We start from the raw sequence: 12114 nt of genomic DNA, 5'->3' as shown, positions 1-12114 counted from the left end.
AGTCCGTGGAGTGATCCAGCCAGTCTTGAACGGTGTGGAGGACTTCGCGCAGGGTCTCGCGAACGGCTTCGGGGGTGTCCCCGCCGGTGGGCCGGTAGACCACGTGCGACGGCGTCCCGGTGGCGTCTTCCAGGGCCGGCCAGTCCACCGGACCGGCCGCCGCGCTCGCCGGGACCGGGACCCAGTCCACGGTGAACAGGGACTCGTGCCGGGCTTTCCGGCCCGCGCCGGTGCCCGCGGTCACCGGTCGAAGAGCCAACGCCTCGACCGACGCCACCGGCTCGCCCGCCGTGTCGGCGACTTCGATGGCCACCGACACCGGGTCCGCCGCGTCGATCCGCACCCGCAGCGCCGACGCGCCCGGCGCGTGCAGCGTGACACCCGACCACGCGAACGGCAGCAGCCGGTCCGCGTCCTCGCCGCGGTCCGCCGCGCCCAGCGCGTGCAGGGCCGCGTCGAGCACCGCCGGGTGCAGGCCGTACGCGTCGGTCGCGCCGGCCTGCTCGGGCCGGGTCACCTCGGCGAACACCTCGGTGCCGCGGCGCCAGACGCGCTCCAGCCCCTGGAACGCCGGGCCGTAGCCGAACCCGGCCGACGCCAATCCGTCGTAGAACCCGGTGAGGTCGACCTCTTCGGCGCCTGCGGGCGGCCACTCGACCGGCGCCGGCGCCGCGGCACCCGGCGCGAGCACACCGCCGGCGTGCCGTTCCCACGCCGTGTCCTCGGGTTCGTCCTCGAGTCGCGAGTGGACGGTGAACGCGCGCCGCCCCGCGTGGTCCGGGGCGCCGACGAGCAGCTGCAGCCGGACGCCGCCACGATCGGGGAGCACCAGCGGCGCTTCGAGGGTGAGCTCGGCGACGCGCGGGCAGCCGACGCTGTCGCCCGCCCGCATCGCCAGCTCCAGGAAAGCCGTGCCGGGCAACAGGATCGCGCCCATGATGACGTGGTCGGCCAGCCACGGTGTCGCCGTGGCGGAGAGCCGGCCGGTGAACAGGTGGCCTTCACCGTCGGCCAGGCCGGTCGCCGCGCCGAGCAGCGGGTGACCGGCCGCGGTCAGGCCGAGCCCGCCCGGGTCGGTGGCCACCGCGCCCGGCGGCGTCGCGGCCGGCCAGTAGCGCTCGTGCTGGAACGCGTACGTCGGCAGGTCGATCAGCCGGGCACCGGCGTAGAACCCGCGCCAGTCAACGGGAACACCCGCGACGTGCAGCGCGGCGACCGCAGAGGCCGCGGACTGCTCTTCCGGCCGTCCGGCCCGCAGCAGCGGCACGCACTTGACGTCGTCACCGGCGCCACTCGCCATCGCGGACAGCACGCCGTCCGGGCCCAGCTCGACGAACCGGGTGACGTCCCGGTCGGCCAGCCACCGCACGCCGTCGCCGAACCGGACGGTGTCCCGCACGTGGGACACCCAGTAGGCCGGATCCTGCAGCTCCCCGGCCGTCGCGACGCGGCCGGTGCGGTTCGAAACGACCGGCAGCGTCGCTTCGCCGTAGGAGATCCGGCGCGCGACGGCGGCGAACTCGCCGAGCATCGGCTTCATCCGCGCCGAGTGGAAGGCGTGGCTCACCCGCAGCCGCTTGGTCCGCCGGTCGCCCAGCGCGGTTTCCAGGGCGTCGATGGCCGCCGCGTCCCCGGAGAACACCACGGAGTCCGGCCCGTTGACCGCGGCCAGCGAGACCTCCGGGCCGGTGATCAGCTCGCGGGCTTCGGCTTCGGTGAGCTCGGCGGCGAGCATCGCGCCCCCGGAAGGCAGCTCCTGCATGAGACGGCCGCGCGCAGAGACCAACGCGCACGCGTCCTCCAGCGAGAACACCCCGGCGACGTGCGCCGCGGCCAGCTCGCCGACGGAGTGCCCGAGCAGGTAGTCCGGCCGCAGCCCCCACGACTCCACGAGCCGGAAGAGCGCGACCTCCAGGGCGAACAGCGCGGCCTGCGCGTGCTTCGTGTCGTCGAGACCGGCGCCGGTGCGCACGACCTCGGTGAGCGCCGGGTCGAGGTGGGCGCACACGGCGTCCCACGCCTCGGCGAACACCGGGAAGGCTTCGCGCAGTTCCAGGCCCATCCCGGCACGCTGCGACCCCTGTCCGGTGAACAGGAACGCGACCGCTCCGGACGTCGCGACGCCGGAAGGACCGTTCCCCTCGGCCAACGCGGTCAGTCCGGCCCGCAGGTCGTCCACAGTGGACCCGGTGACGACCGCGCGGTGCGGCAGCGCGGCCCGCGAGACCCCGAGCGAGTACGCCAGGTCCACGAGCGACGGCCCTGAGTCCACAAAGGACAGCAAGCGGGCGGCCTGGCCCCGCAGCCCGGCGGCGTTCTTGCCGGACACCGGCCAGTTCAGCACGCCGGGCACCCGCGGCGCCGGCTCGGCCGCGGCCTCGAGGGCGGGCGCCTGCTCCAGGATGACGTGCGCGTTGGTGCCGCTCAGCCCGAACGACGACACCCCGGCCCGGCGCGGCCGCCCGGTCGCCGGCCACGGCCGGGTGCCGGTGACCAGCGCGAGCCCGCTGCCGTCCCAGTCCAGCGCCGACGTCGGCGCGTCGACGCCCAGGGTCTCCGGCAGGACGCCGTGCTGCAGCGCCAGGACCATCTTCAGCACCCCGGCCACACCGGCGGCGGCCTGGGTGTGCCCGAGGTTCGACTTGACCGAGCCCAGCCACAGCGGCTCGCCGCCGCGGTCACGGCCGTAGGTGGCGGCCAGCGCGCGGGCCTCGATCGGGTCGCCGAGGGTGGTGCCGGTGCCGTGCGCTTCGACGGCGTCGACGTCGGCCGGGGTCAGCCCCGCGCCGGCGAGCGCCGCGCGGATGACCCGTTCCTGCGCCGGGCCGCTCGGGGCGGTCAGGCCGTTGGACGCGCCGTCCTGGTTGACCGCGCTGCCGCGCAGGACCGCGAGGACGCGGTGGCCGTTGCGCTCGGCGTCGGACAGCCGTTCCAGCACGAGGACACCGGCGCCCTCACCCCAGCCGGTGCCCGCGGCGCCCTCGGCGAACGAGCGGCAGCGGCCGTCGGGCGCGAGCCCGCGCTGGCGGCTGAAGGCGATGAACAACGTCGGCGTGGCCATCACGGTCGCGCCGCCGGCCAGGGCCAGGGAGCAGTCGCCGCGGCGCAGGGCGTGCGCGGCCAGGTGCATCGCGACGAGCGACGCCGAGCACGCGGTGTCGACGGTGATCGCGGGACCTTCGAGACCGAGCGCGTAGGCGACCCGGCCGGACAGGACGCTCGAGGCGTTGGCCGTCGAAAGGTAGTCCTCGGCGCCTTCCGCGGCGCTCGCGGCGAGGTGGATGTAGTCCTGGAAGTTCGTGCCGGTGAACACCCCGGTCGCCGAGCCGCGCAGCGACGACGGGTCGATCCCGGCGCGCTCGACCGCCTCCCACGAGATCTCCAGCATCAGCCGCTGCTGCGGGTCCATGACCAGCGCTTCGCGCGGGGAGATGCCGAAGAACGCCGGGTCGAAGTCACCCGCGTCGTGCAGGAACCCGCCGTGGCGCACGTAGGACGTGCCGCGCGACGCGCCGTCCGGGTCGTGCAGCCGCTCGACGTCCCAGCCGCGGTCGGCGGGGAACTCCGTGATCGCGTCCCGCCCCTCGGAAAGCAGTTCCCACAGCGCTTCGGGGCTCGACGCCCCGCCGGGGAAGCGGCAGCCGAGGCCGACGACCGCGATCGGCTCCTGGTCGGCCGTCTCGGCCTCCCGCAGCTTCGCGCGGGTCTCCTGCAGCTCCACGGTGACCCGCTTGAGGAAGTGCCGGAGCTTTTCTTCGTTGTCCATCAGCGCTCGCCCATCCTGCGTGCTCACGAGATCCCGAACTCCTTGCCGAGCAGGTCGAACATTTCGTCGTCCGAAGCCGCGAAGACGTCTTCGCCGTCCGCGCGCTCCGGCCGCAGGCCGTCGAGCAGCCGGTTCAGCCGGCGTGCCACGTCGTCTCTGCGGGTTTCCCCGAGGTCGGCGGCCGCCACGGCCCGCTCCAGGCCGGCCAGCTCGGCGTCCAGGGGGTCGGCCGCGGGCCGGCCGGCCGGCACCAGCTCCTCGCGCAGGTACCGCGCGAGCGCGAGCGGGGTCGGGTGGTCGAAGACCAGGCCCTGCGGCAGGTTCAGCCCGGTGCGCCGGGCCAGCAGGTTGCGGAACTCGACCGCGCTCAGCGAGTCGAAGCCGAGCAGCCCGAACTTCGCCTCGGGCTCGATCGTGTCCCCGGACGCGTGCCCGAGGATCATCGCGGCGGCCGTCCGCACGGCCTTCGACAGCGTGCTGACGCGCTCGGGCTCGGACATCCCGGCCAGCTGCGCGGCCAGCGGCTCCTCGGCGGTCTCCGGCGCCCGGCGCGCGGCTTCGATGGCCGCGCGGGCGCTGGGGACGCCGTCGAGCAGGTGCGTCGCGCGCATGAGGGCCATGCCGGGCGCGTAGCGCGTCCAGTCGATGTCGGCGACGGTCACCGAGGTGTCCCCGCGGCGCAGCGCTTCCCCGAGCGCGAGCAGCGCCCGCCGGGGTGCGAGGGCCGCGGCGCCGCTGCGGCGCATGCGTTCCTGGATGGCCGGGTCGGCCGCCATGCCGACCTCGCCCCAGGCGCCCCAGGCGACCGAAAGCGCGGGCAGCCCGGCGGCGGCCCGCTGTTCGGCGAGCGCGTCGAGGACGGCGTTCGCGGCGGCGTAGCTGCCCTGCCCGGGCCCGCCGACGGTGCCGGCGATGGAAGCGAACAGCACGAAGAGGCTGAGATCCAGCCCGGCGGTCAGTTCGTGGAGGTGCAGCGCGGCGGCGGTCTTGGGCCGCAGCACGGTTTCGAAGCGGCCCGGGTCGACGGCGTCGACCACGCAGTCGTCGAGCACGCCGGCCGCGTGGACGACCCCGCGGAGGGGGAACTCCGCCGGGAGGTTCTCGATGAGGGCGGCCACGGCGTCCCGGTCGGCGACGTCGCAGGCGGCGACGGTCACCCGGGCGCCCGCGGCGGTGAGCTCCTCGGCGAGCTCCCGCGCACCGGGGGCGTCGAGGCCGCGGCGGCTGGTGAGCACGATGTGCCCGGCGCCGGACTCGGCGAGCCAGTGCGCGAGCTTCCCGCCCAGGGCGCCGGTGCCGCCGGTGACGAGCACGGTGCCGTCGGCGGGCACCTCGCCCGGGTGCCGGGCAGGTGCTCCGGCCGGGTCGGGTACGAGCCGCCGTACCAGCGCGCCGGTCGGGCGCAGAGCGATCTGGTCCTCCTCCCCCGCCGCCGCGAGCGTTCCGGGCAGGCGGGTGACCGCGCGGGGGTCGAAGTCCGGCGGCACGTCGACGAGCCCGCCCCACCGGCCGGGGTATTCCATCGCGGCCACGCGCCCCAGGCCCCACACCGCGGCCTGGGCGAGACCGCCCGCCGCGTCATCCGGGCCGGTCCGGACCGCGCCGGTCGTCAGGCACCACAGCGGGGCGTCGACACCGGCGTCCCCGAGCGCCTGCACCAGGGCCGCCGTCGTCGCGAGGCCGCCGGGTACGGATGGCGCGTCGGAGCACGGCTTCTCGTCCAGGGCCAGCAGCGAAAGCACCCCGGTAGGGCTCGGGAAAGTCTCGAGCAGCGCCGTGATCCGCTCGGCCAGCGCCGCGCGGTCCGGCCCGTCGACCACCAGCCGGACGGTGTCCGCTCCCAGCACGTCGACCAGCACGTCGACCCGCTCGTCACCGTCGAGGGCGGCCGGGACCGCGATCAGCCAGTCCTCGCGGCGCGGCGCGGCGGTGCCGGTGAAGGGCTGCCAGTCGACGCGGTACCGCCAGCCGTCGGTCGTGGAACGGTCGACGTGTCCCTTGCGGTGTGCGGAAAGCGCGGGCAGGACCCGCGCCAGCTCCTCGGCGTCGGCGCCGAGCTCCGCCGCCAGCGTCGCGACGTCGGCACCTTCGAGCACGGTCCAGAACGTGTCGCTCGCCTCCACCGGCGCCGCGGCCTCCGGCCAGAACCGCTCACCCTGGAAGGGGTACGTCGGCAGCCGGACCCCGCGCGCGTCGGCCCCGGCGAAGAACCGGGGCCAGTCGACCGCGACGCCGTCGACGTGCAGCCGGCCCAGCGCGGTGACGATCGTGGTCTCCTCGTCGCGGCCCGCCCGCAGCAGCGGCACGCAGGTCGCCTCGACGGTCTCGGCCGCCATGCCGGAGAGCACGGCGTCCGGGCCGACCTCGACGAACCGCGTGACCCCGCGCCCGGCCAGGTCCGCGACGACGTCACCGAACCGGACGGTCCGGCGCACGTGGTCCACCCAGTACCCGGCCGTGGCGAACAGCTCGTGCTCGGGCCGCCCGGTCACCGCCGAGATCAGCGACCGCTTCGGCGGCCGCAGGTCGAGCCCGGCGACGACCTTCGCGAAGTCCTCCAGCATCGGCTCCATCAGCGGCGAGTGGAACGCGTGGCTGACGGTGAGCCGCCGGGCCTTCTCGAACTTCTCCGCCACCGCGAGCGTGGCGGCTTCGGTCCCGGCGATCACCACCGACGACGGCCCGTTGACCGCGGCCAGCGCGACATCCGGGCCGAGCAGCGGCTCGACGTCGGCGGCGCTCGCGCGCAGGGCGACCATCGCGCCGCCCTCGGGCAGCTCCTGCATCAGCCGGGCGCGGGCGCCGACGAGCGTGCACGCGTCGGCCAGCGACAGCACACCGGCCGCGTGGGCCGCGGTGATCTCGCCGATCGAGTGCCCGGCGAGGTGGTCGGCGCGCACGCCCCAGTCGTCGAGCAGCCGCAGCAGCGCGACTTCGACGGCGAAGATCGCCGGCTGCGCCCAGCCGGTGGTGTCCAAGCGGGCGGCATCGGAGCCGAACACGACGTCCCGCAGCTCGTCACCGAACTCGGCGCAGGCCTCGTCGAACGCCTCGCGGAACACCGGGTACCGGTTGTACAGCCCGCGGCCCATCCCGAGCCGCTGGGAACCCTGGCCGGTGAACAGCAGAGCCGTGCCGCCGTCGCTCGCGGTGCCCTCGACGAGGTTTCCGGCCAGTGCCGAGCGCATCGCTTCGAGGTCGGCGCCGACGACGACCGCGCGGTGCTCCAGCGCGGCCCGGTGAGTGGCGAGCGCGAGCCCGGTGGCGGCGAGCGGCGATCCGGCGTCGGCCAGGCGGGCGGCCTGGGCGTGCAGCGCGGGCCGGCCGCGGGCCGAAAGTACCCACGGCACCACGGCGGCCGGGGGTTCCGGGACCGGCGCGGGCGCCTCGGGCGCCTGTTCGAGCACCACGTGCGCGTTCGTCCCGCTGACGCCGAACGCGGACACCCCCGCCCGGCGCGGCCGGGCCACCTCGGGCCACGGCGTCGCCTCGGTGACCAGCTCGATCGCCCCGGCCGTCCAGTCCACATGGGATGACGGCGCGTCGACGTGCAGAGTGGGCGGCACCAGGCCGTGCCGCATGGCCTGGACCACCTTGATCACGCCGCCGACACCCGCGGCGGCCTGGGTGTGGCCGATGTTCGACTTGAAAGAGCCCAGCAGCAACGGCGTTTCGCGATCCTGCCCGTAGGTCGCCAGCAGCGCCTGCGCCTCGATCGGGTCACCCAGGGTCGTCCCGGTGCCGTGCGCCTCCACGACGTCGACGTCCGAAGTGGACAGACCGGCGTCGGCCAGCGCGGCCCGGATCACCCGGCGCTGGGACGGGCCGTTGGGCGCGGTGATGCCGTTGGACGCGCCGTCGGAGTTCACGGCGGACCCCCGCACCACGGCGAGGACCTCGTGGCCGCGGCGGCGGGCGTCGGAAAGCCGTTCCACGACGAGCATGCCGACGCCCTCGGCCCAGCCGGTGCCGTCGGCCGCGTCGGCGAAGGCCTTGCAGCGCCCGTCGGGCGCGAGGCCGCCCTGCTGGCTCGTGCCGAGGAAGTAGTTGGGGCTGGACATCACCAGCACCCCGCCGACGAGCGCGAGCTCGCACTCCCCCGCCCGCAGCGCCTGCGCCGCCAGGTGCAGGGCGACCAGCGACGACGAGCACGCCGTGTCGACCGTCATCGAGGGGCCTTCGAGCCCGAGCACATAGGACACCCGGCCGGAGACCGCGCTGGCGGCGTTACCGAGCCCGGCGTGCGCGCCGACGTCGGCGGTGCTGCCCGCGAGCACGCTCGCGTAGTCCTGGCCGTTGGTGCCGACGAACACGCCGGTCGGGGTGGCGCGCAGGCCGAGCGGGTCGATCCCGGCGTCTTCCAGGGCCTCCCACGACGTTTCGAGGACCTGCCGCTGCTGCGGGTCCATCGCGAGGGCCTCGCGCGGGGAGATGCCGAAGAAGGCGGCGTCGAAGCGGTCGATGCCGTCGAGGAACCCGCCGTAGGTGGTGGCGGACGCGCCCGCGGCGAGGGTCGCGAGGTCCCAGCCGCGGTCGGCCGGGAACGGGCCGACGGCGTCGTGGCCCTCGGAAACCAGCGTCCACAGGTCATCCGGCGAGCGGACCCCGCCCGGGTAGCGGCAGCTCATGCCGACGATCACGACCGGGTCGTCGGTGCGTGCGCGGCCGCGGCGGACCGGCCCGGACCGCTCGTCGTCGCCGAAGAGCCCGGCCAGCAGCAGGCGGGCAACGGCGGCCGGGGTCGGGTGGTCGAACACGAGCGTGGCGGGCAGTTCGAGAGCGGTGGCGGCGGCGAGCCGGTTGCGCAGCTCGACCGACATCATCGAGTCGAACCCGAGGTCGGTGAACGGGTCGGCGGTGCCCACCGCGCCGGTGTCGCCGTGGCCGAGCACGGCGGCGACGGTGGTGCGCACGAGGTCTTCGGCCGCGCGGCCGCGGTCGGCCTCGCCGAGCGCCGCCCAGCCGCCGGCCACCGGGCTGGCCGGGACGCGCACCGGCGTCGCGGGCGCGACTTCGATCTTGTGGGCGGCCCCGGCGAACTCGACCTCGGCGGCGAGCAGCACCGGCCGGTCGGCGGAGTCGAGCAGCGCGAGGCTGACCGCGTGGTCGCCGAGCGGGGCGACACGCAGCCGCAGCGAGGAAAGCCCCCGCGCGTGGAGCGAAACCCCGCGCCAGGACACCGGTTCGTCGCCGCACGCCTGCGCGGCCTCGGCGAGCAGGAGGGGGTGGAGGTCGAACGCACCCGGGTCCCCTTCGAAGGAGACGTCGGTCAAGTACGCGCCTTCGGCCAGGACGGTGGGTTCCGGGCCCGCGTCCGCGGCGAGGGCGCCGGTGGCGTGGTGGGTCCAGCCCGCCGCACTTTCACGTGAAAGTGCCGCCCCCTGGTGGGCACTTTCACGTGAAAGTGCCGCGGGTGCGGAGTGCACGTCGACCGGGCGGCGGCCGTCCGGGCCGGGCGGCCCGACGCGCACCTGCAGCGCCACCACGTCCTTCGGCGCCAGGGCGAGCGGCTCGGTGAGGGTGAGCTCGGCGACCTCCGCGCAGCCGAGCGTGCGGGCCGCGCGCAGGGCCAGTTCCAGGAAACCCGTGCCGGGGAACGAGGTCCGGCCGGCGAGCCAGGGCTGGGTGGCCGGTGAGACGGTGCCGGTGAGCACGGTCTCGGTGCTCGCGGCGACGTCGAGCGCGGCCCCGAGCAGCGGGTGGCGCACCGGGGTGAGGCCGAGCCCGGCCGCGTCGCCGGTGCGCGGGGTGAGCGTGGGCCAGTAGCGCTCGCGCTGGAAGGCGTAGGTGGGCAGGCCGGCCGGGCGGGCGCCGGGGAGGACGGCCGGCCAGTCGGCGGCGCCGCCCGCGACGTGCAGCGCGGCCAGCCCGGCGATCAAGGCGGCGGCTTCGTCGTGGTCCTTGCGCGCCAGGGGGATCGCGCCGTCGACGAGTCCGGAAAGGACGGCCGCCGGGCCCAGCTCGACGCACCGCGTCACGCCGGAGCCGGTGAGGCGGGTGACCGCGTCGCCGAACCGGACGGTGTCGCGGACCTGCCGGACCCAGTACTCCGGGTCGGTGACGTCACCGCCGGCGACCACCGGGATCTCCGGCTCGGCGAAGGACAGTTTCGCCACCACGGCGCGGAAGCCGTCGAGCATCGGGTCCATCAGGCGCGAGTGGAACGCGTGGGACACCTTGAGCCGCCGGGCCCCGGGGAACCGGGCGGCAACCGCGGTGACGGCGGCTTCGGGGCCGGACAGCACCACCGACTCCGGACCGTTCACCGCGGCGAGGTCGACGTCGTGGGCGCGAACGTCCTTTTCGGACGCTCGCACGGCGATCATCGCGCCGCCTTCGGGCAGCTCGCCCATCAGGCGAGCGCGGGCGGAAACCAGCGTGCAGGCGTCGTCCAGGGACAGCACCCCGGCGACGTGCGCGGCCACGATCTCCCCGACCGAGTGCCCGGCCAGGAACGCCGGGCGCACGCCCCACGACTCGAGCAGCCGGTACAGCGCGACTTCGTAGGCGAACAACGCGGGCTGCGCGTGCTCCGTCCGGTCGAGCCGGTCGTCGGTGACCACGCCGAGGCGTGCGGAGAGCTCGGCGAACGTCTCGGCGAAGACCGGGTACATCTCGGCGAGCCGGGTGCCCATCCCGATCCGCTGTGCGCCCTGGCCCGAGAAGAGGAAAGCGGTTTCGCCGCGTGACGAGGTCCCGGTCGTCACGTTCGCCGCGGCCCCTTGGTCGAGCCAGGAGCGCAGGCCCGCACGCAGGGACGCGGTGTCCGGGCCGGTCACGGCGAGGCGGTGGTCGAAGGCCGTGCGGGTCACCGCGGTCGACAAGGCGATGTCGGCCGCGTCGGCGTCATCGGTGGTGGCGGCCAGCAGCGCGGCGGCCTGGGCGCGCAGCGCGGGTTCCGAGCGCGCGGAGACGAACCACGGCACCGGACCACCGGCCCGCGGACCGCGCTCGACCGGCTCGGGCTCCGGCGCCTGCTCGATGATCGTGTGGGCGTTGGTGCCGCTGACCCCGAAGGACGAGACGGCGGCGCGGCGCGGCCGTCCGGTCTCCGGCCACGGCGCCGGCTCGGTCACCGGCCGGACCGCGCCCGCGGTCCAGTCCACTTCGGACGAGAGCTCCTCGGCGTGGAGGGTGCGCGGCACTTCGCCGTGGTTGATGGCCAGGACGGCCTTGATGATCCCGGCGACCCCGGCCGCGGCCTGGGTGTGCCCGAAGTTCGACTTGACCGAACCGATCAGCAGCTCGTGCTCGCGGTCACGGCCGTAGGTGGCCAGCAGCGCCTGGGCCTCGATCGGGTCGCCGAGCTTCGTGCCGGTGCCGTGCGCCTCGACGACGTCGATGTCCGATGTGGACAGTCCGGAAGCGGCCAGCGCCGCGCGGATCACCCGCTGCTGCGACGGTCCGTTGGGGACGGTCAGGCCGCTGCTGGCGCCGTCGGAGTTGACGGCGGTGCCCCGCAGCACCGCGAGCACCGGGTGGCCGAGCCGCCGCGCGTCGGACAGCCGTTCCAGAACCAGGATCCCGGCGCCTTCGGCCCAGCCGACGCCGTCCGCGCCCTCGGCGAACGCCTTGCAGCGGCCGTCCGGCGCGAGCCCGCCCTGCTTGCTGAACTCGGCGAACGCCTCGGGCGTCGCCATCACCGTGACCCCGCCGGCGAGCGCCAGCGAACACTCACCGGAGCGCAACGCCTGGGCGGCCCAGTGCGCGGCGACCAAAGAGGACGAACACGCCGTGTCGACCGTGACCGAAGGGCCTTCGAACCCGAAGGAGTAGGCGACGCGGCCGGAGAGCACGGCCGCGGTCGTGCCGGTGCCGGCGTGCCCTTCGACGGTCTCGCCGGACGCGGCGAGCAGCTTGCCGTAACTCTGGCCGTTGGTCCCGACGAACACGCCGGTGCGGCTGCCGCGCAGGCTCGCCGGCACGATCCGGGCGCGTTCGAGGGCTTCCCAGGTGACTTCGAGCAGCAGCCGCTGCTGCGGGTCCATCGCGAGGGCCTCCCGCGGGGACACGCGGAAGAACCCGGCGTCGAACCGGTCCGCCGCCTCGACGAACCCGCCGCGCCACGCGCCGACGTCACCCAGGCTGATCGTGCTGCGGTCCACCCCGGCCAGCAACGCCGACCAGCCGCGGTCGGCCGGCAGCGGGCCGATCGTGTCGGTGCCCGCCGCGAGCACGTCCCACAGCTGCTCGGGGGTGGCGACCCCGCCGGGGAAGCGGCAGCCGATGCCGACGATCGCGACCGGCTCCGCGGCCGCGTCCTCCATCTCCCGCACGCGCCGGCGCGACCGGTGCAGGTCGGCGGTGACGCGCTTGAGGTAGTCACGCAGCTGGCTCTCGCTGGCCAT

Annotated in this window: 2 protein-coding genes (1 of these 2 cut by a window edge); both read right to left on the bottom strand. The window is 75.5% G+C overall.

The annotated features are described in order from the left end of the window. Window positions 1-3793, bottom strand: the beginning of a protein-coding gene (locus ACZ61C_RS31135) for a type I polyketide synthase (RefSeq protein ID WP_465311408.1). 16283 nt of this gene lie to the left of the window's left edge; the window shows 3793 of its 20076 coding nt (coding positions 1-3793); its start codon is at window positions 3791-3793; its stop codon lies beyond the left edge, outside the window. Then, a complete protein-coding gene (locus tag ACZ61C_RS31130; RefSeq protein WP_465311407.1) occupies window positions 3790-12114 on the bottom strand; it encodes a type I polyketide synthase in 8325 nt (2774 codons plus the stop codon). The genes ACZ61C_RS31135 and ACZ61C_RS31130 overlap by 4 nt, the downstream gene beginning before the upstream one ends.

Source organism: Amycolatopsis sp. NPDC104587, from assembly GCF_055583645.1.
Note: the sequence above shows the minus strand (reverse complement) of the source record. Positions and strands in the feature narration are given on the sequence as shown.